The sequence below is a fragment of the Streptomyces sp. NPDC088553 genome (genome assembly GCF_044752965.1).
Classification (GTDB): Bacteria; Actinomycetota; Actinomycetes; order Streptomycetales; family Streptomycetaceae; genus Streptomyces.
In genome coordinates, this window is the sequence record NZ_JBIVMG010000012.1 from 101,766 (window position 1) to 126,002 (window position 24,237).

Annotated in this window: 25 protein-coding genes and 1 pseudogene; 7 read left to right on the plus strand and 19 right to left on the minus strand. The window is 71.6% G+C overall.

Annotation, left to right across the window (positions count from 1 at the left end):
* Position 1 precedes the first annotated feature (1 nt).
* On the plus strand, positions 2 to 766 hold the full coding sequence (locus ACIP8Z_RS32695; protein WP_402090056.1) for an SDR family oxidoreductase: 765 nt from the start codon (positions 2 to 4) through the stop codon (positions 764 to 766).
* Between the two features lie 316 nt (positions 767 to 1,082).
* Here the strand turns inward: ACIP8Z_RS32695 and ACIP8Z_RS32700 are convergent, their stop codons facing one another.
* Entirely contained in the window at positions 1,083 to 2,018 is a 936-nt protein-coding gene (locus ACIP8Z_RS32700) for an AraC family transcriptional regulator (RefSeq protein ID WP_402089889.1), read from the minus strand.
* Positions 2,019 to 2,166: 148 nt separating this feature from the next.
* Between ACIP8Z_RS32700 and ACIP8Z_RS32705 the strand changes: the two genes are divergently transcribed.
* Together ACIP8Z_RS32705 and ACIP8Z_RS32710 are read left to right on the plus strand one after the other, a co-directional pair.
* On the plus strand, positions 2,167 to 2,406 hold the full coding sequence (locus ACIP8Z_RS32705) for a hypothetical protein (RefSeq protein ID WP_319308347.1): 240 nt from the start codon (positions 2,167 to 2,169) through the stop codon (positions 2,404 to 2,406).
* 36 nt (positions 2,407 to 2,442) lie between these two features.
* Positions 2,443 to 3,687 carry a TerD family protein gene (locus ACIP8Z_RS32710; RefSeq protein ID WP_402089891.1) on the plus strand — a complete coding sequence of 415 codons (1,245 nt, stop codon included), beginning with the start codon at positions 2,443 to 2,445 and terminating at the stop codon, positions 3,685 to 3,687.
* 18 nt (positions 3,688 to 3,705) lie between these two features.
* Here the strand turns inward: ACIP8Z_RS32710 and ACIP8Z_RS32715 are convergent, their stop codons facing one another.
* The 4 genes and pseudogenes from ACIP8Z_RS32715 to ACIP8Z_RS32730 form a co-directional block, all read right to left on the minus strand.
* Positions 3,706 to 4,725 (minus strand): 1-aminocyclopropane-1-carboxylate deaminase, encoded by a 1,020-nt coding sequence (locus ACIP8Z_RS32715; protein ID WP_402089893.1) that lies wholly within the window; start codon positions 4,723 to 4,725, stop codon positions 3,706 to 3,708.
* A 267-nt stretch (positions 4,726 to 4,992) separates the two neighbouring features.
* Positions 4,993 to 5,634 (minus strand): annotated as a pseudogene (locus tag ACIP8Z_RS32720) (GntR family transcriptional regulator); the annotation flags it as partial.
* Positions 5,635 to 5,701: 67 nt separating this feature from the next.
* Positions 5,702 to 7,150, minus strand: coding sequence for an alkaline phosphatase PhoX (locus ACIP8Z_RS32725; RefSeq protein ID WP_402089895.1), 1,449 nt, complete (start codon positions 7,148 to 7,150; stop codon positions 5,702 to 5,704).
* Positions 7,151 to 7,409: 259 nt separating this feature from the next.
* On the minus strand, positions 7,410 to 8,864 hold the full coding sequence (locus ACIP8Z_RS32730) for a hypothetical protein (protein ID WP_402089897.1): 1,455 nt from the start codon (positions 8,862 to 8,864) through the stop codon (positions 7,410 to 7,412).
* Positions 8,865 to 9,103: 239 nt separating this feature from the next.
* Between ACIP8Z_RS32730 and ACIP8Z_RS32735 the strand changes: the two genes are divergently transcribed.
* Positions 9,104 to 10,963, plus strand: coding sequence for an endonuclease/exonuclease/phosphatase family protein (locus ACIP8Z_RS32735; protein ID WP_402089899.1), 1,860 nt, complete (start codon positions 9,104 to 9,106; stop codon positions 10,961 to 10,963).
* A gap of 54 nt (positions 10,964 to 11,017) precedes the next feature.
* On the opposite strand, the gene ACIP8Z_RS32740 is transcribed toward ACIP8Z_RS32735, so the two are convergent.
* Positions 11,018 to 11,731, minus strand: a complete 714-nt coding sequence (locus ACIP8Z_RS32740; protein ID WP_402089901.1) for an antibiotic biosynthesis monooxygenase — start codon at positions 11,729 to 11,731, stop codon at positions 11,018 to 11,020.
* Positions 11,732 to 11,828: 97 nt separating this feature from the next.
* On the opposite strand from ACIP8Z_RS32740, the gene ACIP8Z_RS32745 reads away from it, so the two are divergent.
* On the plus strand, positions 11,829 to 12,287 hold the full coding sequence (locus ACIP8Z_RS32745) for a GNAT family N-acetyltransferase (protein WP_402089903.1): 459 nt from the start codon (positions 11,829 to 11,831) through the stop codon (positions 12,285 to 12,287).
* 29 nt (positions 12,288 to 12,316) lie between these two features.
* Here ACIP8Z_RS32745 and ACIP8Z_RS32750 read toward each other — a convergent pair whose 3' ends face one another.
* Positions 12,317 to 13,069 (minus strand): SDR family NAD(P)-dependent oxidoreductase, encoded by a 753-nt coding sequence (locus ACIP8Z_RS32750; protein ID WP_402089905.1) that lies wholly within the window; start codon positions 13,067 to 13,069, stop codon positions 12,317 to 12,319.
* Between the two features lie 132 nt (positions 13,070 to 13,201).
* Here ACIP8Z_RS32750 and dapA point away from each other — a divergent pair, with 132 nt between their 5' ends.
* Positions 13,202 to 14,101, plus strand: coding sequence for a 4-hydroxy-tetrahydrodipicolinate synthase (dapA, locus tag ACIP8Z_RS32755; protein ID WP_402089907.1), 900 nt, complete (start codon positions 13,202 to 13,204; stop codon positions 14,099 to 14,101).
* Here the strand turns inward: dapA and ACIP8Z_RS32760 are convergent.
* The 4 genes from ACIP8Z_RS32760 to ACIP8Z_RS32775 all read right to left on the minus strand — a co-directional run bounded on the left by ACIP8Z_RS32760 (position 14,080) and on the right by ACIP8Z_RS32775 (position 16,368).
* Positions 14,080 to 14,298: a hypothetical protein gene (locus tag ACIP8Z_RS32760; protein ID WP_073917193.1), complete on the minus strand. Its 219-nt coding sequence runs from the start codon at positions 14,296 to 14,298 to the stop codon at positions 14,080 to 14,082. The genes dapA and ACIP8Z_RS32760 overlap by 22 nt on opposite strands.
* A gap of 62 nt (positions 14,299 to 14,360) precedes the next feature.
* Positions 14,361 to 15,344, minus strand: coding sequence for a 2,3,4,5-tetrahydropyridine-2,6-dicarboxylate N-succinyltransferase (dapD, locus tag ACIP8Z_RS32765; protein WP_073917191.1), 984 nt, complete (start codon positions 15,342 to 15,344; stop codon positions 14,361 to 14,363).
* A gap of 155 nt (positions 15,345 to 15,499) precedes the next feature.
* Positions 15,500 to 16,048: a TetR/AcrR family transcriptional regulator gene (locus tag ACIP8Z_RS32770; RefSeq protein WP_402089909.1), complete on the minus strand. Its 549-nt coding sequence runs from the start codon at positions 16,046 to 16,048 to the stop codon at positions 15,500 to 15,502.
* On the minus strand, positions 16,048 to 16,368 hold the full coding sequence (locus ACIP8Z_RS32775) for a DMT family transporter (RefSeq protein ID WP_402089911.1): 321 nt from the start codon (positions 16,366 to 16,368) through the stop codon (positions 16,048 to 16,050). The genes ACIP8Z_RS32770 and ACIP8Z_RS32775 overlap by 1 nt, the downstream gene beginning before the upstream one ends.
* A 63-nt stretch (positions 16,369 to 16,431) precedes the next feature.
* Between ACIP8Z_RS32775 and ACIP8Z_RS32780 the strand changes: the two genes are divergently transcribed.
* Positions 16,432 to 17,517, plus strand: a complete 1,086-nt coding sequence (locus ACIP8Z_RS32780; RefSeq protein ID WP_402089913.1) for an oxidoreductase — start codon at positions 16,432 to 16,434, stop codon at positions 17,515 to 17,517.
* 69 nt (positions 17,518 to 17,586) lie between these two features.
* Here the strand turns inward: ACIP8Z_RS32780 and ACIP8Z_RS32785 are convergent, their stop codons facing one another.
* The 8 genes from ACIP8Z_RS32785 to ACIP8Z_RS32820 all read right to left on the minus strand — a co-directional run bounded on the left by ACIP8Z_RS32785 (position 17,587) and on the right by ACIP8Z_RS32820 (position 24,142).
* Complete coding sequence (locus ACIP8Z_RS32785; protein WP_266890539.1) at positions 17,587 to 17,925, minus strand: metal-sulfur cluster assembly factor; 339 nt, start codon at positions 17,923 to 17,925, stop codon at positions 17,587 to 17,589.
* Complete coding sequence (gene sufU, locus ACIP8Z_RS32790; protein WP_402089915.1) at positions 17,922 to 18,386, minus strand: Fe-S cluster assembly sulfur transfer protein SufU; 465 nt, start codon at positions 18,384 to 18,386, stop codon at positions 17,922 to 17,924. Before sufU ends, ACIP8Z_RS32785 begins: the two co-directional genes overlap by 4 nt.
* 10 nt (positions 18,387 to 18,396) lie before the next feature.
* Positions 18,397 to 19,665, minus strand: a complete 1,269-nt coding sequence (locus tag ACIP8Z_RS32795; protein ID WP_209494174.1) for a cysteine desulfurase — start codon at positions 19,663 to 19,665, stop codon at positions 18,397 to 18,399.
* Positions 19,662 to 20,429, minus strand: coding sequence for a Fe-S cluster assembly ATPase SufC (sufC, locus tag ACIP8Z_RS32800; protein ID WP_024757174.1), 768 nt, complete (start codon positions 20,427 to 20,429; stop codon positions 19,662 to 19,664). The genes ACIP8Z_RS32795 and sufC overlap by 4 nt, the downstream gene beginning before the upstream one ends.
* A gap of 7 nt (positions 20,430 to 20,436) precedes the next feature.
* A complete protein-coding gene (locus tag ACIP8Z_RS32805; RefSeq protein WP_030322524.1) occupies positions 20,437 to 20,754 on the minus strand; it encodes a bifunctional 3-phenylpropionate/cinnamic acid dioxygenase ferredoxin subunit in 318 nt (105 codons plus the stop codon).
* On the minus strand, positions 20,754 to 21,935 hold the full coding sequence (sufD, locus tag ACIP8Z_RS32810) for a Fe-S cluster assembly protein SufD (RefSeq protein ID WP_319308395.1): 1,182 nt from the start codon (positions 21,933 to 21,935) through the stop codon (positions 20,754 to 20,756). Before sufD ends, ACIP8Z_RS32805 begins: the two co-directional genes overlap by 1 nt.
* Positions 21,936 to 22,004: 69 nt before the next feature.
* A complete protein-coding gene (gene sufB / locus ACIP8Z_RS32815) occupies positions 22,005 to 23,420 on the minus strand; it encodes a Fe-S cluster assembly protein SufB (protein ID WP_030322521.1) in 1,416 nt (471 codons plus the stop codon).
* The gene (locus tag ACIP8Z_RS32820; RefSeq protein WP_402089918.1) at positions 23,417 to 24,142 is read right to left on the minus strand and encodes a helix-turn-helix transcriptional regulator; all 726 of its coding nucleotides are present in this window, start codon (positions 24,140 to 24,142) and stop codon (positions 23,417 to 23,419) included. The genes sufB and ACIP8Z_RS32820 overlap by 4 nt, the downstream gene beginning before the upstream one ends.
* Between the last annotated feature and the right edge of the window lie 95 nt (positions 24,143 to 24,237).

Below are 24,237 nucleotides of genomic sequence, written 5' to 3' on the forward strand. Positions count from 1 at the left end.
CATCCCCGTGGACCACCGTCCGCTCGCCCTCGTGACCGGCGTCGGCCGTACGGTCGGCATCGGCGCGGGCATCGCCGACCGCCTCGCGGAGTCCGGCTGGGACATCGCGTTCACCTACTGGACGCCGTACGACCGGCGCATGGAGTGGGGCGAGGAGCGGGGCGCGGCCGCGGCCGTCACCGGGCGGCTCGCCGCGCGGGGTGCCGCCTGCACGGCCGTCGAGGCCGACCTCGCCGACCCCGAGGCGCCCGCGCGCGTCTTCGACACGGCCGAGGAGCGGCTCGGGCGCCCGGTCACGGCCCTCGTCATGTGCCACTGCGAGTCGGTCGACTCCGGGCTCCTCGACACCACCGTCGAGAGTTTCGACCGCCATTTCGCGGTCAACGCGCGCGCGTCCTGGCTGCTGATCCGGGAGTACGGCCGACGGTTCACCGGCACCCCGGGGACCGGCCGTGTCGTGGCCCTGACGAGCGACCACACCGTGGGGAACCTGCCGTACGGGGCGAGCAAGGGCGCTCTCGACCGCATCACCCTGGCCGCCGCGCGCGAGCTCGCACACCTCGGGGTCACCGCCAACGTCGTCAATCCGGGTCCGGTGGACACCGGATGGATGACGGAGCCGCTCCGGGAGGAGCTGGCACGGCAGACGCCGCTCGGCCGCCTCGGCACCCCCCGGGACACCGCGCACCTGGTCGACTTCCTCTGCTCGCCCGAGGGGCAGTGGATCAACGGGCAGCTGCTGATGAGCAACGGAGGGCTCGCGTGAGACTCCCGCTGTGAGCGGCGGGGCGGCGAGAGCGGCGGATGCGCGCGGGAGGAGTACGCAGGACCCGGCCGGACTGATACGGGGGAGCCGGCCGGGGCCCGGGTCACGGCGCGCACGCTGGCGGCCGGACCTGCCCACCGTAGGCCGGGACGAAGATCATCGCGAGCCGCGGAACGCGACCCATGTCCGGAATGCGCGGTGGGTTGATGCGTGGAACCCGCCGGTCAGCGAATTACGCGCCCCCTTGCGCGCCCCGGCGCACGCCGGACCTCCGGAGACCGGCGCACGGCCCGCCGCACGGGTGCGCACCACCCCGTCAGCAGCACCCGCGCAAGGTCTCCGACGGCGACTCGCCGAACTTCTCCCGGTAGCGCGCCGCGAAGCGGCCCTGGTGGGCGAAGCCCCAGCGCCAGGCCACCTCGCTCACGCCCACCTCGTCCGGCGCGGCCTCCCGCAGCTCCTCGCGGACCCGGTCGAGGCGGACCTCCCGTACGTACGCCATCGGCGACATCCCCACGTACTCGCGGAACGACTCCTGCAGGCGGCGCACGCTCACCCGGGCCAGGGTGGCCAGCTCCGTGGTCGTGAACGGATGCTCGGGCCGCTCCCGCACCGCGTCCATCACCCGCTTGACCGGGGCCGGCCGCCGCGGCTCCCCCGGGTGCGCGAGCGCCTCGCGCCAGGGGTGCTCGGCGGCCAGGAGCAGCCCGTTGAGCAGCGCCTCCTGCAAGGGGCGCGCCACCAGCTCGTGCCGGGCGAGGCCCTCTCCGGCGAGCGCCTCCGCGGCGACCTGGCGGGCGAAGCGCACCCAGCTCAGACCGGGACCGCGGGTGATGTCCAGGCCGGGCGCGAAGACGAGCGGGCCCCGCGGCGGGCGGCCGATCAGCGCCTCCAGGCGGTCGCGCAGCTCGGCCGCCCCGACCTTCACCGACAGGGTCCTGCAGTCCCCGGTCCAGCGGTCGAGGAAGGTGTCGCCCGCCGGGTCGAGCAGCAGCGCCTCGGCCTCCGTCGCGACGATCGGTGCCCCGCCCTGGCGCATCTCCATCCGCCCGCTGAGCGGCGCGTTCAGGTGGTACGCGCCCAGCTCCCCGAAGCTCATCCGCACATCGGCGCCGCAGCTCAGGTCGCCGATGACCAGCGGGCCGAGCACGACCGTGTCGAAGCGCGCCGCGAAGGGGCGCCGCTCGCGGTCGACGAGGTCCATCCGGTTCGCGTAGTAGCGGGCGTCCAGCTCCACGCGCGCCTCGTCCACGTCCTGTGTCCGAAAACAGTTTCTGTCGACCGTGCCCACAGCGCACCCCGCCCCCGCCGGTACCACCGGCCCCTCCGCCCCCACTGCACCCATGGGTCGAAAGAATATTCATATGACGGATCTGACCGGGAACGGCAGGATGCCCGGCATGCCACGCCCTCATGGATTCACGTACGAACAGCGCCGGGACGGCTCGGTGGTCCTCACCCACCTGGGCCGCGCCGCGGGTGTGCTGCGCGGTGCCCGCGCGGAGAAGTTCCTCGCCGAGGTCGAGGCGGGCGACGCCCAGCTCGTCATGGCCCGGTGGACGGGCGCGTACCGCTTCGGCAACGAGCGGCAGGCCAGGAACCACCCCCGTAATCAGGGTGGCCGAACCGGCCGAGGGTAAGGGAACGGCAAAGGTACCCGGTTCGTTACCCCAGGCATGACCGCTATGACCCCCGGCTCGAACATCCCCCTCACCGTCGCGCGCGTGGCGGTGGACGTCGCCGCCCCGGTGCGGCTCGACGTCTCGGGCCTGCTGCTCGGCGCCAACGGCAAGGTGCGCTCGGACGACGACTTCATCTTCTACAACCAGCCGTCCGGCCCCGGTGTCACCTACCGCTCCGGCGGCGGCGCCACCCCCGACGCGATCCTGGTGGACACCGGCGCCGTCCCGGCCGGCATCGAGAGGATCGTCGTCACCGCGAGCCCCGACGCCGCGGGCCAGACCTTCCAGGGCATCGAGCCCACCGCCACCCTTCGCAACGCGGACGACGGCACCGTCCTCGCCACCTTCACCCCGCCCCGGCTGGCCACCGAGACGGCCCTCGTCGTCGTCGAGATCTACCTGCGCAACGGCGCGTGGAAGGCCCGCGCCGTCGGCCAGGGCTACGCGAACGGCCTCGCGGGCATCGCGACCGACTTCGGCGTCTCGGTGGACGACGAGCCCGCCGCCGCCCCGGCCGCGGCCGCGCCCGCCCCCGTCGCCCCGCCCGCCCCCGTCGCGCCTCCGGTGGCGCCCCCGGTCCCGCCGGCGCCGCCCGTCGCCCCGGTGGACCCCCGGATCGCGGCCGCCACGCCGCCCGCTCCCGCGGCCCCCGCCGCCTCGGGCAAGATCAACCTCGACAAGGGCCGGGTCAGCCTCCAGAAGAACCAGACGGTGTCCCTGGTCAAGGGCGGCCGTCCGCTGCTCTCCCAGGTCAAGATGGGCCTCGGCTGGGAGCCCGCGTACCGGGGCAAGGACATCGACCTGGACGCCTCCGTCATCGCGTACGGCCCGCAGCGCAACCACCTGGACAGCTGCTACTTCGGCAAGCTGTCCATCCTCAACGGCTCGGTGAAGCACTCCGGCGACAACCTCACCGGTGAGGGCGCGGGCGACGACGAGGTGATCGTCGTCGACCTCGGTCGGCTGCCCGCCGACGCCACCGGTCTGGTCTTCACGGTGAACTCGTTCTCCGGCCAGAAGTTCACCGAGGTCGCCAAGGCCTACTGCCGGCTGATCGACGCGGCGACGGGCGAGGAGCTGGTCCGCTTCGACCTGACCACCGCCGAGCCGCAGACCGGCGTGATGATGGCCAAGCTGATCAAGCAGTTCACCGGCGAGTGGGAGATGACGGCGATGGGCGAGTTCGTGAAGTCGCGGACCGTCCGGGGCATGGTGAAGCCGGCCGCCCAGGCACTCTGAGCGGCCGGGTCCCCCGGTTCAGAACAGGGCGCTGTACGCGTTGAGGGCGGGCTGGCCGCCGAGGTGGGCGTAGAGCACGGTCGAGTCCCGGCCGATCTCTCCCCGGTCCACCAGATCGATCAGTCCCGCCATCGACTTCCCCTCGTACACGGGGTCGGTGACCATGCCCTCGGTGCGGGCGGCGAGCCTCATCGCGTCGAGGGTCGCCTCGTCCGGGATGCCGTACACCCCGGCGTGGTAGCGCTCGTCCAGCTCGACGTCGGCCGCCGTCACCGGGCGCTCGACGCCGATGAGGGCGGCGGTGTCCCGGGCGATCCGGGTGATCTGCTCGTGCGTCGGACCGGGCTTCGCGGAGGCGTCGACGCCGATGATCCGGCGGGCCGGCCCGCCCTCCTCCTCGGCGAGCGCGGCGAAGCCCGCGACCATCCCGGCCTGGGTGGAGCCGGTCACCGAGCAGACGACCACCGTGTCGAAGAAGACGCCGAGTTCGCGCTCCTGCTCCGCCACCTCGTACGCCCAGTTCGCGAAGCCGAGCCCGCCGAGCCGGTGGTCGGAGGCGCCCGCCGGGATCGCGTACGGCCTGCCGCCGCTCTCCTCGACCTCCCGCAGGGCCAGCTCCCAGCTCTCCTTGAAGCCGATCCCGAAGCCCGCCCTCACGAGGCGTACGTCGGCGCCCGCGAGGCGGCTGATCAGGATGTTGCCGACCTTGTCGTAGACGGAGTCGGGCCAGTCGACCCAGCTCTCCTGGACGAGGACGCAGCGGAGCCCGGCGCGGGCGGCGACGGCGGCGACCTGGCGGGTGTGGTTGGACTGGACGCCGCCGATGGAGACGAGGGTGTCGCAGCCCTGGGCGAGGGCGTCGGCGACCAGGTACTCCAGCTTGCGGGTCTTGTTCCCGCCGTACGCCACACCGGAGTTGCAGTCCTCGCGCTTGGCCCAGAGGGTGGCGCCGCCGAGGTGGCGGGTGAGCCGTTCGAGCGGGTGGACCGGCGAGGGCCCGAAGAGGAGCGGGTAGCGGTCGAAGTCGGTGATCGGCAAAGCGGCTCCCGGTGAGTGACGGCTGCTGGTCGACGTTCCTGGACGCGGGGACGGGCGTGGCCGGACGCGAGGACGGGCTCGCGGGACGGGCGCGGGGACGGGCGGACGCGCGGACGGGCGGACGCGGGGACGGGCGCGCTACGGAGCCTCGGACCCGGGCGCCGAGGGGGCCACGGGAGACCCGGGCGGTGTCAGGGCCGTGGGGGACCCGGGCGCCATGGGGGCCTCGGGTGCCGGAATGCCCGTCACCTCCGCCACCTCGATGGCGTCGTCCGCGAGCTGCTCCAGGGCCGCCCAGATCTCCGTGGTGACCCGTACCGCCTCCGCCGCGTCCCCCGCCGCGCACGCGTCGATGAGCCGCGCGTGCAGCTCGGCCGAGCCGCAGCTCCCGGCGTCGCCGAAGAGGCGCCGCTCGACACGGCGGATCAGGGGGGTGTACCGCGCGATCGTGGCGGCGGCGGCGTGGTTGCCGCTGGCGACGACGAGGACCTGGTGCAACTCGTCGTCGGCGTGGAGGGCGGCCTCGACGTCGGAGGCGCGGACGGCCGCTGCGAAGCGCTCGTTGGCCTCGCGCATGGCCCGGATGCCCTCGGGTCCGAGCAGGGGCACGCCGGTCCTGGCGGCGAGTTCGTGCATCACCCGGACCACCGATGCGGCGTCCCGGACGACCCGGCTGACCGGCCGGGTGACCCGGGTGTAGCTCTGCGGCTTGGACTCGACGAGCCCCTCGTCGCCGAGCCGGGCCAGGGCCTCGCGCACGGGTGCGCGCGAGAGCCCCAGCCGGTCGGCGAGGTCGGCGTCCTTGAGCGGAGCGCCGGGGGCGAGGTCGCCGCGCACGATGGCCTCGCGCAGCGCCTCGTAGGCCCGGTCACGCAGCAGGGTCCGGCCCACGGGCCGTAGTGCGTCCATGGATTGACATGTTAAATGTCAGCCCATGGAGCTGACCAGAGATCAGAAGTGAAGGCCGGGTGCGGGTTCAGCGGCGCGGCTGGCGGCGCCACGGGCCGGTGATCGCCACCATGATGCCCGGGTCCTGGATGTTGGCGAACAGCGTGTCACCGTCGGGCGAGAAGGTCACGCCGGTGAACTCGCTGCCGTTGAGGTCATTGCGGGCGATCGGGTAGGTGCGGCCCGAGTCGGTGGCGCCGAAGAGGTGCTGGACGCCCTCGCCGTCCTCGGCGATGACGAGCCCGCCGTACGGGGAGACGGTGATGTTGTCGGGGCCGTCGTAGGCGCCGTCCACGTCCGGGGTGGCGTTCACGCCGAGCAGCACCTTGAGGGTGAGGGTGCGCCGCTTGGGGTCGTAGAACCAGACCTGGCCGTCGTGCGCGGCGCCGGGGCTCTCCTCGCGCGCGTAGGAGGAGACGACGTACGCGCCGCCGTCGGCCCACCACATGCCCTCCAGCTTGCGGGCGCGGGTGATCTGGCCCTCCGTGAACTGCTTGCGGACGGAGATGGTACGGCCGTCACGGTCGGGGACGTCGACCCAGTCCACGCCGTAGACGGTGCCGATCCGGGTCGCCCGGGAGAGGTCGTCCACGAAGCGGCCCGCGGAGTCGATGCACTTGGCGGCCTGGAGCACACCGGCGTCGTCGGCGAGGGTACGGAGCTTGCCGCGGCCGTGCTCGAAGCCCTTCGGCGGCACCCAGCGGAAGAGGAGACCGTTGGGGTTGGAGGCGTCCTCGGTGAGGTAGGCGTGGCCGCGCTTGGGGTCGATGACGACGGCCTCGTGGTCGTACCGGCCGAAGGCCTTGACCGGCTTCGGGGCGCGGTTGGCGCGGCGGTCGCGCGGGTCGACCTCGAAGATGTACCCGTGGTCCTTGGTCATGCCGTTGACGCCGGCGCGGTCCGAGTTCTCCTCGCCCGTCAGCCAGGTGCCCCAGGCGGTGCTGCCGCCCGCGCAGTTGGTGGAGGTGCCGGCGATGCCGACCCACTCGGCGACGGTGCCGTCGCGGTGCACCTCGACGACCGTGCAGCCGCCGGCCGCGGCCGGGTCGTAGACGAGCCCCTCGGTGAGCGGGACCGGGTGGGCCCACTTGTCGCGGGTGCCCTTGAGCTCGTGGTTGTTGACCAGGTACGTGGTGCCGCGCGGTCCGGCGAAGGCGGCGGTGCCGTCGTGGTTGGAGGGCGTGAACTCGCCGGACTCCAGCCGGGTCACACCGCTGTGGGTGATGACGCGGTACGAGAACCCGGCGGGCAGGGCCAGCATCCCCTCGGGGTCGGCGACGAGCTCTCCGTACCCGAGCCGGTGGCCGTGACCGTGCCCATGACCGTGGTCGTGGTCGTGACCGGCTCCGTACGTCTCCAGGTCGTCGGAGGCGAGGGCCTCGGGCGCGGTGGCGAGAGCACCGACGACCCCGGTGAGGGCGAGGCCCGCACCGGCGACGGCGGACTGCTTCGTGAACTCTCTGCGGTTGAGGGGCATGTGTGGCGTTCTCCCTGTGCTGGCCCGGATGTCGCGGGCCACCCTCCCGCGCCGCCGCGAACACCGCCTGAACTCCACGGGAACAGCGCCGGACGCACGGCCGGGCGACCCCGGCCGCGCCCACCCGGCGCGCTCCGGCCACACCCGCGCGGCGCACCCGATCACACCTGCCCGGCACGCCCGACCGCACCCGTCCAGCGCACCCGACCACGCCCGACCGCCGGTCCCCCACGGTCGGCTCCCCGGCCGCTCCGCGCCGCTACGAACCCGACCGCGACCGGGCCTTGAAGGCCGCCTTGCGGGCCTCCTTCGCCGTGCTCTTGTCACGGTGCAGCCGTCCCATCGCCTCCAGGACCTCCGCGGTCGCCGGGTGCTCCACCCGCCAGGCCGCCTCGAAGAAGCCGCTGTGGCGCCCCGTGAGCCCCTCGATCAGCTCCTGGAGCTCCTCCAGGTCGCCGTCCGCGTCGAGCTGGGCCGCGATCGTGTCGATCGCCAGCCAGAAGATCATCGACTCCGGCGGCGCGGGCACGGCCGTCGCGCCCCGCTCGGCGAGCCAGACCCGCGCGAGGCCGCCGAGTTCCGCGTCGTCCAGGACCTCCCGTACCGCGGGCTCCGCCTCCGCGCCCACCAGGGACAGCGTCTGCTGGCAGTGGAGGCGGCGCAGCGGCGAGCCGGCGTCCGAGCCGCGCGCGGCGTGCAGCAGCTCGCGGGCGGCGGCGAGCGCGTCGCGGCCGGCCAGCCAGGCGGCGGTCTCCTCGCGGGCGGCGGCCTCCGGGTAGCCGGAGATCCCGTCGAGCAGCGCGTCGGCGCCCTTGCCGGCGAGGTCGCCGACGGCGGGGGCGTCCACGCCGGCGTCCAGCATCCGGGCCCGGACGCCGTAGAGACCGAGCTCGGTGAGCCGGACCATGCCGTACCGGGTGACGTCCTCGTCGTCGATGGGCGGCACGGGCTCCTCGCCCTCCTCGGCCATCAGCGCCTCGTCGACGGGCTGGTACTCGACGAGCCCGATCGGTTCGAGCAGCCGGAACTGCTCGTCGAGCCGCATCATCGCGTCCGAGACCTGCTCCAGGACGTCGTCGGTCGGTTCGCCCATGTCGTCGGGGACGACCATCGACGCGGCGAGCGCGGGCAGCGGCACCGGGCCCTCGCCGGGGCCACCCTCGCTGACGGTGAGCAGGTAGAGGTTGCCGAGGACGCCCTCCAGGAACTCGGCCTCGATCTCGGGATCCCAGTCGAGCGACTCGATGTCGATCTCGCCGTCCTCGCCGACGATCGCGTCGAGGTCGTCGAGGACCGGGGCGACGGCGTCGGCGAAGACCGCGTCGAAGCCGTCCAGCCAGAGCGCGAGGACGTCCTGGGGCGATCCGGCCGTGACGACCGCGAGGTTGTCACCGGCCGAGGCCCGCCCGGGGACGTCACCCGCCTCGTCCTCCTCGCCGTCCTCGACGCTCACCAGGCCGGTGTCCACGGCGAGGCGCCAGGCGTCGCCCGCCGACAGCTCGCCGTCCTCGTCGTCGGCGAGGCCCAGTACCTCGACCGCCTCGGGCAGTTGCTCGTCGACGAGCTCGCCGCCCGCGTCGACCCGGGTGTCGGGTCCGGCCCAGCGGGCGAGCCGTACCGCGTTCGCGAGGAGGGGGGCCGCCAGCGCGTCCCGCGCCAGCTCCGCGTCCGCACGCAGCCGAACGGGGGGAAGGGTGGGGTGGTCCGCTGACATCTGGGGGGTCTCCTCGACGCGTCCGTGGGTGAAGGGTGGCGGGTGAAGGGGTGACAGGGGCTCGGAGACGGGCTCGGAGCGCGGCTCTCAGCGTAGACGCATCCGGGGGGACGTCCGTCGGTTCACGTTTCCGTCAGCCTTCGTACACCCGTCGACTCTTGACAAGTTGGGCGCTGTGCAAAGAGATTGACGCGCGTAGATTCATCTGCCGTTCCTCCAAGCACCCTCGGAGTCCCCTGATGCCTTCCTCCATACCGAGATCTGCCGGCCGTACCGCCGCGCGCTCCGCCGCCGTCTCCGCCGTCGTCGCCGCGGCCCTCGCCGCGGGTCTGCTGGCCGGTTCGACGAACGCCGCCGCCGAGGACGCGGCCGGTGTCCGCATCCACGACATCCAGGGCACCACGCGCGTCTCGCCGCTCGTCGGCAAGCAGGTCACCGGCGTGACGGGCATCGTCACCGGCGTCCGCGCCTACGGCTCGCGCGGCTTCTGGATCCAGGACCCCGAGGGTGATGCCGACCCCGCCACCAGCGAGGGCCTCTTCGTCTTCACGAGCTCCGTCCCGACGGTCGCCGTCGGCGACGCGGTCAGCCTGAGCGGCACGGTCACCGAGTACGTCCCCGGCGGGCTGAACTCCGGCAACCAGTCGCTGACCCAGATCTCGAAGCCGGTCGTCACCGTGGTCTCGCAGGGCAACGCCGTCCCGGCCCCGGTGACCATCTCGTCCTGGTCCGTGCCGGACGAGTACGCCCCCGAGGGCGACCCGGCCGCCGCCGGCTCGATCAACGGCCTGGCCCTGAAGCCCCGCGCGTACGCCCTGGACTACTACGAGTCCCTGGAGGGCACCAACGTCCGGATCGGCTCCTCGCGCGTGGTCGGCGCCACCGACCCGTACTCCGAGCTGTGGGTCACGGTGAAGCCCTGGGAGAACCGCAACCGGCGCGGCGGCACGGTCTACGGCTCGTACGAGTCGCAGAACACCGGCCGACTCCAGATCCAGTCGCTGACCCCGATCGCCCAGCAGCCCTTCCCCAAGGCGAACGTCGGCGACCGGCTGACCGGTACCACCGAGGGCCCGCTCGACTTCAACCAGTTCGGCGGCTACACGATCACGGCCCGCACCCTCGGCACGGTCGTCGACCGCGGCCTGGAGCGCGAGTCCACGGACAAGCAGCACCAGAACGAGCTGGCCGTGGCCACGTACAACGTGGAGAACCTCGACCCGAGCGACCCGCAGGAGAAGTTCGACGCGCTCGCGAAGGCGGTCGTCACCCACCTCGCCTCGCCGGACATCCTCGCCCTGGAGGAGATCCAGGACAACAACGGCGCGAAGAACGACGGCACGGTCGCCGCCGACCAGACGGTGAAGAAGTTCACGGACGCGATCGTGGCGGCCGGCGGCCCGGCGTACGAGTGGCGCTCGGTCGACCCGGAGAACAACAAGGACGGCGGTGAGCCCGGCGGCAATATCCGTCAGGTCTTCCTCTTCAACCCCGCCCGGGTCTCCTTCACGGACCGCCCGGCCACCGAGGCGACCTCCGCCACCGGCGTGACGGGCCGCAAGGGCCACGCCGCCCTGACGGTCTCCCCCGGCCGGATCGACCCGGCGAACACCGCCTGGGAGAGCAGCCGCAAGCCTCTCGCGGGCGAGTTCGTCTTCCGCGGCCGTACGGTCTTCGTGATCGCCAACCACTTCGGTTCGAAGGGCGGCGACGAGTCCATCGTCTCGCACCACCAGCCGCCGGTCCGCTCCTCCGAGGCGAAGCGACTGCTCCAGGCGCAGTCCGTCAACGGCTTCGTGAAGCAGCTCCTCGCGGTCGAGAAGCAGGCCGACGTCCTCGTCGTCGGTGACATCAACGACTTCGAGTTCTCCGGGACGACGAAGGCGCTGACCGAGGACGGCGCGCTGTACCCGGCCGTGAAGTCGCTGCCGCGCAGCGAGCGCTACTCGTACGTCTTCCAGGGCAACAGCCAGGTGCTCGACCAGATCCTGACGAGCCCCGGCGTGCGCCACTTCGAGTACGACAGCGTCCACATCAACGCGGAGTTCGCCGACCAGGACAGCGACCACGACCCCCAGGTCCTGCGCTTCCGCCCGTAGTCACCCGGGGACGGCCCGGCGCGGCGACGAGCCGCTCCGGGCCGTCCGGCCGTGTCACGCGCCCGCGCTCAGGCTGAGCGCGGGCGTGTACCGGTTCACCCGGGCGCCCACGAGCCCCGGGTGGTGGTGCACCCGCCTCCAGGCCTCGCTCAGCCGGGCGTCGTCCGCCAGCCACTCCACATGGGCCTGCTCGCTCTCCCACTCGGCGTAGTTCAGGACCCGGGCGCCGTCGGTGGACAGATGGAAGTGGACGCCGGACCCGCCGGAGCCCGGCCGCAGCGCCGCGTCCTCGTCCATGGCGGTGAACACGGTGTCCACCCAGTCCTCCCGGATCCCCGTCCCGGGCCCGCCGAAGTCGGCCTCGACGACCACGACGACCCCGGGCAGCTCCCCCGTACCCGGCCTGTCGCGGACGGCGGAGCGGTGGATCGGCGCGTAGCGGCGGAGCTCCACCCGTTCGATGCCGGGCACGGCGGCGTCGATCTCGGCGTTCCGGTCGTCGCGGTAGGTGCGGACGAAGTCCTCGTAGGCCTGCTCGGCGGTCCACTGCGAGTAGTGCAGCAGGGTGTCCCCGTCGGTCCCGGCGCCGACGCTGTACGAGAGCAGTCCGAGGTCGGGCCATTCCCTGCTCTCCCAGGCCTTGCGGATGGCGTCGACGGCCGCGCGCTGGCGCTCGGGGGTGCCGACCCGCCAGGTGCTGACGAGGACGGCGCCGACTCCGGGGCGGTGGAGGTCGGGGCGGGCGTCGGGGTGGGCGACGGCGTTCATGGGGTCTCCTGTTCCTCGGGGGTTCCTCGGATGGCTCCACCGTCGTCCCTCAACCTTGGTTGAGGTCAACCCCCGTTCCCGTGCGAGACTTCGCGCCATGATCCTTCGTGACCTGATCCTGCGGCCCGCGACCCGCGCCGAACTTCCCGCCGTCCTCGCGCTCCTGGCCGACGAGGACACGGTCGTGGACCCCGCCTCGGTCTCCGTGACCGAGGCGTACGAGCGGGCCTTCGCGGACATCGAGGCCGATCCGCGCAACGAGATGCTGGTCCTGACGGACGGTGAGCTGGTCCTGGGCTGCCTCCAGATCACGTACGTCCCGGGGCTCGGCAAGGGCGGCGCCGAGCGGGCCCTGGTCGAGGCCGTCCGGATCCGGGCCGACCGGCGCGGTGGCGGCCTCGGCCGGGAGCTGATGGAGCGGGCCGCGGCACGCGCGCGGGAACGCGGCTGCGCGCTGGTCCAGCTGACCAGCGGCAAGCGGCGGACGGGCGCCCACCGCTTCTACGCCTCCCTGGGGTACGCGCGCAGCCACGAGGGCTTCAAGCTCGCGCTCTGACGCCACGCACCCGGCCCGCCCGGCAGGCCCTAGCCGAGCAGGTGGCCGCCGCCGTCCACGAGGAGCACCTCGCCGGTGATGTACGCGGAGTGAGCCAGGTCGTGGACGGCCCCGGCGATGTCCTCGGCCCGGCCGACCCGGCGCAGCGGGACGACCTCGGCCACATGGGCCTTGGCCGCGTCGGCGCCGTCGACCCCGTCGAACCAGGGGGTGTCGATGAGGCCGGGCGCGACCGCGTTGACCCGGACGTCGGGACCGAGGGCCTTGGCGAGGAGCTTCGTCATGTGGTTGACGGCCGCCTTGGAGACGGCGTACGGGATGGAGCTGCCACCCGGCCGGACGCCGGCCTGGGAGGAGACGTTGACGATGGCACCGCGGGTCCTCCGCAGGTGCGGGACGGCGGCGGTGATGGTCTGCCAGACGCCGATGACGTTGACGTCGTAGAGGTGGCGCCAGACCTCGGGCGAGGCGGCTTCGAGGTCGTCGTGCGGGATGAACCGGGTGGTGCCCGCGCAGTTGACGAGGAGGTCGAGGCGACCGAGGGTCTCCACGGCCCGCTCGACGAGGCCCTGGGCCTGGGTCTCGTCGGAGACGTCCGCCTGGAGGTAGACGGCGCCGGGCAGTTCGGCGGCGAGGCGCTCGCCCGCCTCGACGGAGCGGGCGGAGTTGACCACGACCCGGTATCCGGCCTCGGCGAGGCGGCGGGCGACGGCGGCGCCGATGCCCGAGGACGAGCCGGTGACGAGGGCGACGCGCCCGCCGTCGGTGCTGTGTGAGCTCATGCTGTGCTGTCTCCATGTCCCCCTGCCGCGCCCGTCGATCATGCCAGAGCTCGCACGCTTAAGTGACGGTGACCTTTCGGCCGAAGCAGATCTAAGTGGACCTTCACCGTGCGAACCTCCCAGACTGCGATGATGAGCACTTCCCTTTCCCGCCCTGCAGGTCCCTTCGGCCGCGCGCTCTGCGCGATGATCACCCCGTTCGCCCCGGACGGCGCGCTCGACCTCGACGAGGCGGGCAAGCTGGCCGCCCGGCTCGTCGGCGAGGGCTGCGACGGTCTGGTCCTGAACGGCACCACCGGTGAGTCGCCGACCACCACCGACGCCGAGAAGGCGGCGCTCGTGCGCGCCGTCCGGGAGGCCGTGGGCCCCGGGCCCTCGGTCCTCACGGGCGTCGGCACCGCCGACACCCGCCACACCGCCGAATTGGCCCGGCAGGCCGAGGCGGCGGGCGCGGACGGCCTGCTCGTGGTCACCCCGTACTACAGCCGCCCTCCGCAGCCGGCCGTCGAGGCCCACTTCCTGAAGGTCGCGGACGCGACCGGTCTCCCGGTGATGGTCTACGACATCCCCGGCCGCACCGGCACCCGCGTCGAGACCGCGACGCTGCGGCGGCTGGCCGAGCACCCGCGGATCGTGGCGGTCAAGGACTGCGCGTACGACCTGCTGGGTTCGGCCCGGGTGATCGCGGAGACCCCGCTGGCGTACTACTCGGGCTGCGAGGAGATGAACCTGCCGCTGTACGCGGTCGGCGGCGCCGGCTATGTCAGCACGGTGGCGAACGTGGCGCCCCGTCAGCTGCGGGCGGTCCTGGACGCCTTCGACGCGGGCGACACGGCGGAGGCGGCCCGGCTCAACGCCCGGCTGCTGCCGCTCGCCGAACGGATGATGGCCGCGGGCCTGCCCGGCACGGTGACCGTCAAGGCGCTGCTCGGCGGCCCGGTGCGCGAACCGCTGCAGCCCGCCGACCGGGAGTCGGTCGACGGGCTGCGTGGTCTGTACGAGGCGCTGCTTCAGGCGGAGTCGGTGGTGTAGGTCCTGCCGAGGACGGCGGCGTGCTCCAGGACGTCCTCCAGCGGGTCGTCGATCTGACCCGTGTGGAGCGAGAGGCTGGGCCCGTTGGTGACGGTGGGCCCGTTGTGGGTGTGCGTCTCGTCCGCCGCGGCCGTCCCGGCCGGCAGCAGGACCGCCACCGTCGTGAGCACTCCTGCGACCATGGGCTTCGCCCTCATGTCGACTCCTCGCCTCGTCTGCGTGCAGTGACTCTGCGTTCTGTTAACGCAGAGTCACCGGATCAGTTGTGGCTGTGGAGGATGTCGTTCAGCCCGCCCCAGACCGCGTTGTTCGGGCGGGCCTCGACGGCGCCGGTGACCGAGTTGCGGCGGAACAGGATGTTCGAGGCGCCGGAGAGGTCGCGGGCCTTCACGATCTCGCCGTCGGGCATCGTGACCCGGGTGCCGGCGGTGACGTACAGACCGGCCTCGACGACGCACTCGTCACCGAGCGCGATGCCGACGCCCGCCTCGGCGCCGATCAGGCAGCGCTCGCCGATCGAGATGACGACGTTGCCGCCGCCCGACAGGGTGCCCATGGTGGAGGCGCCGCCGCCGATGTCGGAGCCGTTGCCGACGACGACGCCGGCGGAGATCCGGCCCTCGACCATCGAGGTGCCGAGGGTGCCGGCGTTGAAGTTGACGAAGCCCTCGTGCATGACGGTGGTGCCGGCCGCGAGGTGGGCGCCGAGGCGGACCCGGTCGGCGTCGGCGATCCGGACCCCGGCGGGCGCGACGTAGTCCGTCATCCGCGGGAACTTGTCGATGCTGGTGACGGCGAGGTGCAGGCCCTCGGCGCGCGCGTTGAGGCGGACCTTCTCGATGTCGTCGACGGCGACCGGACCGAGCGAGGTCCAGGCGACGTTGGCGAGGAGGCCGAAGACGCCGTCCAGGCTCTGGCCGTGCGGCTTGACCAGGCGGTGGCTGAGCAGGTGCAGACGCAGGTAGGCGTCGTGGGCGTCGAGCGGCTTCTCGTCGAGCGAGGAGATGACGGTACGGACGGCGACCACCTCGACGCCGCGGCGGGCGTCCACGCCGAGGGCCTTGGCGGCGCCTTCGCCGAGGGCGTTCACGGCCTCGTCGGGGGTGAGCCGCTCGGTGCCGGCGGGGCCGGCGGCCTCGGTCAGCTCGGGGGCGGGGAACCAGGTGTCGAGAACGGTGCCGTCGCCGGCGATGGTGGCGAGGCCGGCGGCGACGGCGCCGGTGGTGCGAGGAGCAGTGGTCATGACGGAAAACCTAACCGGCGGGGCCCCGCGCGGGCCAACCGGTCTCAGGTGTCGGTCGAGCGACTGGGCGGTTCCGACGAGCGCGGGAGGGGCCGTCTCGGTCCTTCCTTCAGGTCGGGTACGGGTACGGGTACGGATCTCGCTCCCGCTCCCGCTCACGCCGGGCGCAGCACCCGGGTCAGCATCACGCGCGCGTACTCCTCGTCGTACGGCTCGCCGGTGAGCAGGGACTGGAGGCTGATGCCGTCCACCAGGGCGACCAGGGCGCGTGCGGTGAGCGGGTCGGTGCGGTGGGAGAGGACGGAGACCACGGTCTCGGCCCACTCGGCGGCCACGGGGCGGAGCGCGGGGCGGCGCAGGGCGGCGAGGTAGAGCTCGTACTCCAGCTCCACCTGGGCGCGTTCGCCGCCGATCCACTCCCCCATCAAGCGGGCGAGCGCGGCGGCGAGGTCGGTGTCCGGCTCGTTGAGGACGGGGTGCTCGCGCAGCAGCCGCGCGAAGTCCTCATTGGCCTTGCGGAGGGCGGCGACGAGGAGTTCGTCGAGGGAGGCGAAGTGGTACGTGGTCGAGCCGAGCGGCACGTCCGCCTCGGCGGCCACGGTGCGGTGGCTGAGCCCGGCGATCCCGGACCGCCCGGCGACGCGGAGGGCCGCGTCGACGATCCGCTCGCGCCGTTCGGGGTCGTGGCGCCGTGCGCGGGCCATCAGTGGGCGCCTCCCAGGTTGAGGACGGCTACCCCGGCGATGATGAGGACGATCCCCGCGATCTTGGCGAGGCTGAGGGTCTCGCCGAGGAAGAGGAAGCCGATGGCGGCGACGGCGGCGGTGCCGACGCCGGACCAGATGGCGTACGCGGTGCCGACCTGGAGCGTCTTGAGCGCCTGCGCCAGGAGGGCGAAGGCGACCACGTAGCCCACGCCGGTGACGATCGTGGGCCAGAGCTTGCTGAAGCCCTCGCTGTACTTCATGGAGGTGGTGGCGAGTATCTCCGCCGCTATGGCGCCCGCGAGCAGTCCGTAACCCATGCGTACAAGCGTACACAACGATGTGTACGACCGTACACAACACCGCCCGATACGGTGTCCCGCATGACGATTCCCCCAGGGCCGCCGCCTCCCTACGGCTACGGCTATCCGCCGCCGCCCCCGCCGCCGAAGCCCGGTGTCATACCCCTGGCGCCGCTCACCTTCAGCACGATCCTGACCGGCGCCTTCGCGACCTTCGGCCGCTACTGGAAGCAGCTCCTCGGAGTGGCCTCGGTGATCTATCTCGGCGCGCTGCTGGTCGTCGCAGCGGCGATCGGCATCGCGTACGCGGTCGTCGGCGACATCCTCCCCGCCGTGTTCGACCTGCCCTCGGGCCAGGAGCCGCGGTGGGAGGACATCCGGCCGCTGCTCATCGCCTTCGCCTGCGTCTGGCTGGCCGCCATGATCGCGATGGTCTGCGCGAACGCCCTGGTGGCGGCGGCCTGCCCGGCCGTGGTCCAGGAGGCGGTACTCGGCCGCCCCACGACCTTCGCCGCGATCTGGCGCCGGGCCTGGGCCCGGACGCCGGCCGTGCTCGGCACCGTGTTCCTGACGAGCGCGGCCCTGGTGATCCCGATGCTCCTCTTCCTGGGCGGCTTCGTGGCGATGATGGTCGCCCTCCTCGCCGGGATCGCCGACGCGTCCACCGGAGCGGACTCCGGCGCCGAGGGCTCGGGGATCTCGTTCGTCCTCCCCCTGGTCCTGCTCCTGGTGGCGCTGGCGACGCTGCCGTTCGCCCTCTGGATCTGGGTGAAGTTCAGCCTGGCCCCGGCGGCGGCCGTGATGGAGGGCCAGGGCCCGGTCGCCTCGATGCGCCGCTCCTCGCACCTGGTCCGGGGTGACTGGTGGCGCATGTTCGGCTGTCTGCTCGCCGCCGGGATCATGGCCTCCGTCGTCGGCATGTTGATCCAGCAGGTCCTCTCCGTGCTGGCGACCCCGCTGGCGGCCATCGACTTCTCCGGCGAGGACTCCGCCGCCGTGGTGGCGTCCCTGATCGCGGTCTTCGCGTTCATCACCCTCGGCCAGCTGATCAGTCAGATGGTCGTCTCCGTCTTCCCGCCGCTGGTCAGCGCGCTGCTCTACGTCGACCAGCGGATCCGCAAGGAGAGCCTGGCACCCGATCTGGCCCGCGCGGCCGGACTCGCGTAGAACCCAGGAGCACGCGAAACGGCCGTGCCCCGAAGGGCACGGCCGTTCACCCGCGTACGCGAGGGTCGATCAGACGTTGAAGCCGAGCGCGCGCAGCTGCTCGCGACCGTCGTCCGTGATCTTGTCCGGGCCCCACGGGGGCATCCAGACCCAGTTGATCTTCAGTTCGCTGACGATGCCGTCCGTCGCGGACTTCGCCTGGTCCTCGATCACATCGGTCAGCGGACAGGCCGCCGACGTCAGGGTCATGTCCAGCGTCGCGATGTTCGAATCGTCGATGTGGATGCCGTAGATCAGGCCCAGGTTGACGACGTCGATGCCCAGCTCGGGGTCGACGACGTCGTACAGCGCCTCGCGGACTTCTTCCTCGGAGGCCGGCTTCATCGTGGCCTCGGCGTTCTCGGTCATGCCGACTTCCTCTCCGCCGCGTCGCCCAGGGCCTGGGCGGTCGCGTCCTTCCACGCCATCCAGCTGAGCAGCGCGCACTTCACACGGGCCGGGTACTTGGAGACTCCGGCGAACGCGACCGCGTCCTCCAGGATCTCCTCCATGGCGTCGTCGGGCTCGATCTGGCCCTTGGACTGCATCAGCTCCAGGAAGGTGCCCTGGATCTTCTGCGCCTCCGAGAGCTCCTTGCCGACGAGCAGCTCGTTGAGGACGGACGCCGAGGCCTGGCTGATGGAGCAGCCCTGGCCCTCGTACGACACGTCCTCGATCCGCGAGCCCTCGTACTTCACGCGGAGCGTGATCTCGTCGCCGCACGTCGGGTTGACGTGGTGCACCTCGGCGTCGCCGTCCCGAAGACCGCGCCCGTGCGGGTGCTTGTAGTGGTCCAGGATGACGTCCTGGTACATCGAATCCAGCTTCACGAGCCGTCCCCTAGCCGAAGAAGTTCCGTACGTGCTCCAGACCCGCGACCAGGGCGTCGACCTCGCCGGGGGTGGAGTACAGATAGAACGACGCCCGCGTGGTCGCAGGAATTCCGTACCGCAGGCAGACCGGCCGCGCGCAGTGGTGGCCGACCCGGACCGCGATGCCCTCTTCGTCGAGGACCTGGCCCACGTCGTGCGGGTGGATGTCGCCGAGCGTGAAGGAGATCGCCGCGCCGCGGTCCTCGGCCGTGGTGGGGCCGATGATCCGCAGGTCCGGAACCTCCTGGAGGCGCCGGACGGCGTACTCGGTGATCGCGTGCTCGTGGCGCGCGATGTTCTCCATGCCGATCGCCGAGAGGTAGTCCACGGCCGCGCCGAGGCCGACGGCCTGGGCGATCGGGGGCGTACCCGCCTCGAACTTGTGCGGGGCCGGCGCGTACGTCGAGGAGTGCATCGAGACGGTCTCGATCATCTCGCCGCCGCCCAGGAAGGGCGGCAGGTCCTCGAGCAGCTCCTGGCGGCCCCAGAGGACGCCGATGCCCGTCGGACCGCACATCTTGTGGCCGGTGAAGGCCACGAAGTCGGCCTGGAGCGCCTGCACGTCCAGGACCATGTGCGGGGCGGCCTGGGAGGCGTCGATGCAGACGAGCGCACCGACCTCCTGGGCGCGACGGATGATCGTCTCGACCGGGTTGACCGTGCCCAGCAGGTTCGAGACCAGCGTGAACGAGACGATCTTGGTCTTCTCGGTGATGACCTCTTCGATGTTCGAGAGGTCGAGACGGCCGTCGTCGGTGAGGCCGAACCACTTCAGCTTCGCGCCCGTGCGCTGCGAGAGCAGCTGCCACGGCACGATGTTGGAGTGGTGCTCCATCTCCGTGATGGCGATCTCGGTCTCGTGGTCCACGCGGTAGGGCTCGTCGGCCCAGCCCAGCATGTTGGCCACCAGGTTGAGCGACTCCGAGGCGTTCTTGGTGAAGATCACCTCGTCGCGGCTCGGCGCGTTGATGAAGGCCGCGACCTTGTCACGGGCGCCTTCGTACAGCGCCGTCGCCTCCTCGGCGACCGTGTAGACGCCGCGGTGGACGTTGGCGTTGTGACGCTCGTAGTACGTGTTGAGCGCGTCGAGGACCTGCCGCGGCTTCTGCGAGGTCGCCGCGGAGTCGAGGTACACGATCTTCTTGCCGTCGTGGACCACGCGATCCAGGAGCGGGAAGTCCTTGCGGATCGCCTCGGTGTCGAGGAGGCCGGAGAGCCCCTGATGGGCAGATGTCACGCGGATGCGCCACCCTTCGTGCTGTAGGCCTCGTAGCCCTCGTTCTCCAGCTTGTCGGCGAGCTCGGCGCCGCCGGACTCGACGATGCGGCCCTCGGAGAAGACGTGCACGAAGTCGGGCTTGATGTAGCGGAGGATCCGCGTGTAGTGCGTGATCAGCAGGGTGCCGACCTCACCGGTCTCGCGGACGCGGTTGACGCCCTCGGAGACCTGGCGCAGCGCGTCGACGTCCAGGCCGGAGTCGGTCTCGTCGAGGATCGCGATCTTCGGCTTGAGGAGCTCCAGCTGGAGGATCTCGTGGCGCTTCTTCTCACCGCCGGAGAAGCCCTCGTTGACGTTGCGCTCGGCGAAGGCCGGGTCCATCTGGAGCTGCTCCATCGCGGACTTGACCTCCTTCACCCAGGTGCGCAGCTTGGGGGCCTCGCCGCGGATCGCGGTGGCGGAGGTGCGCAGGAAGTTGGAGACCGAGACACCGGGGACCTCGACCGGGTACTGCATGGCCAGGAAGACGCCGGCGCGGGCGCGCTCGTCGACCGACATCTCCAGGACGTCCTCGCCGTCGAGGGTGACGGTGCCGCCGGTGACCGTGTACTTCGGGTGGCCGGCGAGCGAGTACGCCAGGGTCGACTTGCCGGAGCCGTTGGGGCCCATGACGGCGTGGGTCTCGCCCTGCTTGATGGTCAGGTCGACACCCTTGAGGATCTCGCGGGGGCCGTTCTCGGCCTCGACGGAGACGTGCAGGTTGCGGATTTCAAGCGTTGCCATGGGTGACTCAGGACTCCTGGGTGACGGAGACGAGCACATCGTCCCCTTCGATCTTTACGGGGTATACGGGGACGGGGCGCGTCGCGGGAAGGCCGGAGGGCTTGCCGGTGCGGAGGTCGAAGCTGGAGCCGTGCAGCCAGCACTCGATGGCACAGTCCTCGACCTCGCCCTCCGAGAGGGAGACGTTCGCGTGCGAGCAGATGTCGTTGATCGCGAACACCTCGCCCTCGGTGTGCACGACCGACACCGGCGTGCCGTCGACCTCGACCCGCTTCGGGGTGTCGGCCTCCAGCTCGCTCAGCGCGCAGACTCGGACGAAGGCCATCAGACGGAGGCCTCCAGCTCGGCCTCGATCTTGGCGAGGAGGCGCTCCTGGACGTCCGGCAGACCGATCTGCTGGACGAGCTCCGCGAAGAAGCCGCGGACGACGAGGCGACGGGCCTCGGCCTGCGGGATACCGCGGGACATCAGGTAGAAGAGCTGCTCGTCGTCGAAACGGCCGGTGGCCGAGGCGTGACCGGCGCCGGCGATCTCGCCGGTCTCGATCTCCAGGTTCGGTACGGAGTCGACCCGGGCGCCGTCCGTGAGGACCAGGTTCCGGTTGAGCTCGTACGTGTCCGTGCCCTCGGCCGCGGCCTGGATGAGCACGTCGCCGATCCAGACGGCGTGCGCGTCCTGGCCCTGCAGCGCGCCCTTGTAGGCCACGTTGGACTTGCAGTGCGGGGTGTTGTGGTCGACCAGGAGGCGGTGCTCCTGGTGCTGGCCGGCGTCGGTGAAGTACAGACCGAACAGCTCGGCCTCGCCGCCGGGCGCCGCGTACGAAACCCGCGGGTGGATGCGGACGACGTCGCCGCCGAAGGTGACGACGACCGACTTGAAGGAGGCGTCGCGGCCGACCAGCGCGTTGTGCTGGGCGACGTGGACGGCCTTCTCGTCCCAGTCCTGGACGGAGACGACGGTCAGCTTGGCGCCGTCGCCCAGGACGTAGTCGACGTTGGCGGCGAGCACCGCGTCGCCGGAGTGGTCGAGGACCACGACGGCCTCGGCGAAGGCGCCGAGCTCGATGACCTGGTGGCCGAAGGCGACGCCGCCCTGTCCGTGCACGCTGACGCGGATCGGCTCGGCGAGCACGGCCTCCTTGGCGACGGTGATGACCGAGGCCTTCTCGAAGGAGGAGTACGCCTGCGCGGCGACGCGGTCGACGGGCGTGCCGGCCTTGCCGAGGCGCTCGTCCTCACGGCCGACGGTCTCCACGGTGACGCCCTCGGGGGCCTCGATCTCGACCTTGACGCCCTCGCCGGAGGCGACGGCGGTGCCGTCGTGCAGGCCACGGAGGCGGGCGAGCGGGGTGAACCGCCACTCCTCCTCGCGGCCGTGCGGGACGGGGAAGTCCGCGACGTCGAAGGACGGGGGCGCGCTCATGCGCGTGGCGACGGTGGACTCGGCGGCCACCGCGATCGAGCCGGCGGTGGTGGAGCCCGCCGGGATGTTCTGAGCCTCAGCCATGGCTGTTGGGTTGCTCTCTTCCTGCGTACGTGAGAATCGGTCGCTGCGTGTGCGGTGGGCGGGTGGGGCTCAGCCCACCGAGCCCTCCATCTGCAGCTCGATCAGCCGGTTGAGCTCCAGGGCGTACTCCATCGGGAGTTCCTTGGCGATGGGCTCGACGAAGCCGCGGACGATCATCGCCATGGCCTCGAACTCGGTGAGGCCGCGGCTCATCAGGTAGAAGAGCTGGTCCTCGGAGACCTTGGAGACGGTGGCCTCGTGGCCCATGGAGACGTCGTCCTCGCGCACGTCCACGTAGGGGTACGTGTCCGAGCGGGAGATCGTGTCGACGAGCAGCGCGTCGCAGAGCACGTTGGACTTGGCGCCCGGGGCACCCTCGCCGATCTCGATGAGACCGCGGTAGGAGGTGCGGCCGCCGCCTCGCGCCACCGACTTGGAGACGATGTTGGAGGAGGTGTTCGGGGCCATGTGGACCATCTTGGCGCCGGCGTCCTGGTGCTGGCCCTCGCCCGCGAAGGCGATGGAGAGGGTCTCGCCCTTGGCGTGCTCGCCCATCAGGTAGACGGCCGGGTACTTCATGGTGACCTTGGAGCCGATGTTGCCGTCGACCCACTCCATGGTGGCGCCCTCGTAGGCGACGGCGCGCTTGGTCACCAGGTTGTAGACGTTGTTCGACCAGTTCTGGATGGTCGTGTAGCGGCAGCGGCCGCCCTTCTTCACGATGATCTCGACGACGGCGCTGTGCAGCGAGTCCGAGGAGTAGATCGGCGCGGTGCAGCCTTCGACGTAGTGGACGTAGGCGTCCTCGTCGACGATGATCAGCGTCCGCTCGAACTGGCCCATGTTCTCCGTGTTGATACGGAAGTAGGCCTGGAGCGGGATCTCGACGTGCACGCCCTTCGGCACGTAGATGAACGATCCGCCGGACCAGACGGCGGTGTTCAGGGAGGCGAACTTGTTGTCGCCGACCGGGATGATCGTGCCGAAGTACTCGCGGAAGAGTTCCTCGTGCTCCTTCAGCGCGGTGTCGGTGTCGACGAAGATGACGCCCTGCTCCTCCAGGTCCTCGCGGATCTGGTGGTAGACGACCTCGGACTCGTACTGGGCGGCGACACCGGCGACGAGGCGCTGCTTCTCCGCCTCGGGGATGCCGAGCTTGTCGTACGTGTTCTTGATGTCCTCCGGCAGGTCCTCCCAGGACTCGGCCTGCTTCTCGGTGGACCGCACGAAGTACTTGATGTTGTCGAAGTCGATGCCGGAGAGGTCGGAGCCCCAGGTCGGCATGGGCTTCTTGTCGAAGAGCCGCAGACCCTTGAGACGCAGCTTCAGCATCCACTCGGGCTCGTTCTTCTTCGAGGAGATGTCGCGGACGACGTCCTCGTTCAGACCGCGCTTGGCGGTGGCGCCGGCGGTGTCGGAGTCGGCCCAGCCGTACTCGTACCGACCCAGGCCCTCGAGCTCGGGGTGGCTGATCTCGGTGGTCATGCGGGGTTCCTCCCGGCCGTACTTGCGGATGCTGATTCGGTGGTCTGTGGGGTGCTGTGCGGGATGAACGTGGTGCAGACGCCGTCACCATGGGCGATGGTGGCCAGACGCTGGACGTGCGTTCCCAGGAGGCGGGAGAAGAATTCCGTCTCCGCCTCGCACAGCTGTGGATACTGCTCGGCGACGTGGGCGACCGGGCAGTGGTGCTGGCAGAGCTGCTCGCCGACCGGCGCGTTCCGCGCAGTGGCAGCGTACCCGTCGGCGGTCAGGGCCTTGGCAAGCGCCTCGGTCCGTCGCTCGGGCTCCACGGCCTCGACGGCTTCGCGGTAGGCGTCCGCCTGGGCCTCGATCCGGTCGCGGGCGAAGGCGGCGACGGCCGCTTCCCCGCCGGCGTTGCGCTCGATCCACTGGAGCGCCTCGACCGCGAGCGAGTCGTAGGACTGGTCGAAGGCGTCCCGGCCGCAGTCGGTGAGCGCGAAGACCTTCGCGGGGCGGCCGCGGGCGCGCGCCCCGTAGACGCGCTGCTCGCGCGCTTCCACGACGTTGTCGGCGACGAGCGAGTCGAGATGGCGGCGGACGGCGGCCTGGGTGAGGCGGAGTCGTCCGGCGAGATCGGCGACGGTCGACGGCCCGTGGTCCAGGATCGACCGCGCCACCCGGTTGCGCGTCGAACGCTCACGGGTCGCGAGTTCCTCCACCGGAGCCGCGCCAACGTTTTTCACAACGCCATTGTTGCGTAATTAATCTCGGACTGACAAGCCGCGCCGGACGCGGCGACGGTGCGGTGCGTCACTCAGGTAAGGCTTACCTGACCTGC

Bases quoted from the DNA above. Each gene is read 5' to 3' on its own strand.
- ACIP8Z_RS32705 (WP_319308347.1), top strand. From the start codon at position 2,167: ATGCCACGCCCTCATGGATTCACGTACGAACAGCGCCGGGACGGCTCG.
- ACIP8Z_RS32710 (WP_402089891.1), top strand. From the start codon at position 2,443: ATGACCGCTATGACCCCCGGCTCGAACATCCCCCTCACCGTCGCGCGC.
- ACIP8Z_RS32725 (WP_402089895.1), bottom strand. From the start codon at position 7,150: ATGCCCCTCAACCGCAGAGAGTTCACGAAGCAGTCCGCCGTCGCCGGT.
- ACIP8Z_RS32730 (WP_402089897.1), bottom strand. From the start codon at position 8,864: ATGTCAGCGGACCACCCCACCCTTCCCCCCGTTCGGCTGCGTGCGGAC.
- ACIP8Z_RS32735 (WP_402089899.1), top strand. From the start codon at position 9,104: ATGCCTTCCTCCATACCGAGATCTGCCGGCCGTACCGCCGCGCGCTCC.
- ACIP8Z_RS32740 (WP_402089901.1), bottom strand. From the start codon at position 11,731: ATGAACGCCGTCGCCCACCCCGACGCCCGCCCCGACCTCCACCGCCCC.
- ACIP8Z_RS32745 (WP_402089903.1), top strand. From the start codon at position 11,829: ATGATCCTTCGTGACCTGATCCTGCGGCCCGCGACCCGCGCCGAACTT.
- ACIP8Z_RS32750 (WP_402089905.1), bottom strand. From the start codon at position 13,069: ATGAGCTCACACAGCACCGACGGCGGGCGCGTCGCCCTCGTCACCGGC.
- dapA (WP_402089907.1), top strand. From the start codon at position 13,202: ATGAGCACTTCCCTTTCCCGCCCTGCAGGTCCCTTCGGCCGCGCGCTC.
- ACIP8Z_RS32760 (WP_073917193.1), bottom strand. From the start codon at position 14,298: ATGAGGGCGAAGCCCATGGTCGCAGGAGTGCTCACGACGGTGGCGGTC.
- dapD (WP_073917191.1), bottom strand. From the start codon at position 15,344: ATGACCACTGCTCCTCGCACCACCGGCGCCGTCGCCGCCGGCCTCGCC.
- ACIP8Z_RS32770 (WP_402089909.1), bottom strand. From the start codon at position 16,048: ATGGCCCGCGCACGGCGCCACGACCCCGAACGGCGCGAGCGGATCGTC.
- ACIP8Z_RS32775 (WP_402089911.1), bottom strand. From the start codon at position 16,368: ATGGGTTACGGACTGCTCGCGGGCGCCATAGCGGCGGAGATACTCGCC.
- ACIP8Z_RS32780 (WP_402089913.1), top strand. From the start codon at position 16,432: ATGACGATTCCCCCAGGGCCGCCGCCTCCCTACGGCTACGGCTATCCG.
- ACIP8Z_RS32785 (WP_266890539.1), bottom strand. From the start codon at position 17,925: ATGACCGAGAACGCCGAGGCCACGATGAAGCCGGCCTCCGAGGAAGAA.
- sufC (WP_024757174.1), bottom strand. From the start codon at position 20,429: ATGGCAACGCTTGAAATCCGCAACCTGCACGTCTCCGTCGAGGCCGAG.
- ACIP8Z_RS32805 (WP_030322524.1), bottom strand. From the start codon at position 20,754: ATGGCCTTCGTCCGAGTCTGCGCGCTGAGCGAGCTGGAGGCCGACACC.
- sufD (WP_319308395.1), bottom strand. From the start codon at position 21,935: ATGGCTGAGGCTCAGAACATCCCGGCGGGCTCCACCACCGCCGGCTCG.
- sufB (WP_030322521.1), bottom strand. From the start codon at position 23,420: ATGACCACCGAGATCAGCCACCCCGAGCTCGAGGGCCTGGGTCGGTAC.